This is a genomic window from Pelomonas candidula (genome assembly GCF_043555985.1).
Taxonomy (GTDB): domain Bacteria; phylum Pseudomonadota; class Gammaproteobacteria; order Burkholderiales; family Burkholderiaceae_C; genus Pelomonas; species Pelomonas candidula.
The window spans coordinates 1-306 of record NZ_JBIGIC010000058.1 but is presented as its reverse complement, the minus strand read 5'-3'; the positions used below and the strand labels follow the sequence as shown (position 1 = coordinate 306).

At 77.8% G+C, this 306-nt stretch carries 1 protein-coding gene; it reads left to right on the top strand.

The features are described from left to right. A partial coding sequence (locus ACG04R_RS28470) for a LysR substrate-binding domain-containing protein (RefSeq protein ID WP_394418210.1) occupies window positions 1-306 on the top strand: 306 nt, incomplete at both ends.

Here is a 306-nt window from a genome sequence, read left to right as displayed (position 1 = left end):
GTCATCGGTGACGTGCGCGACACGGCGCTCGTGGCGCGGCCCCTGCGGCCGTACCGGCGTGTGCTCGCCGCGGCGCCGCGCTACCTGGCCCCCCACGGCACGCCCGACCACCCGGATGAGCTGGCGCAGCACTCGTGCCTGGCCATCCGCTACTGGCGCCATGCCGACAGCTGGCACCTCGGGGGGCCGGCCGGCGAGGCCTGCGTCGTCCCCGGGGCCGGTCGCTTCACGGCCAACGAGGGTGGTGCGCTGCGCAGCGCCGCGGCCGCCGGTGCGGGCATCGTGCTGCAGCCGGAGGACGCCCTC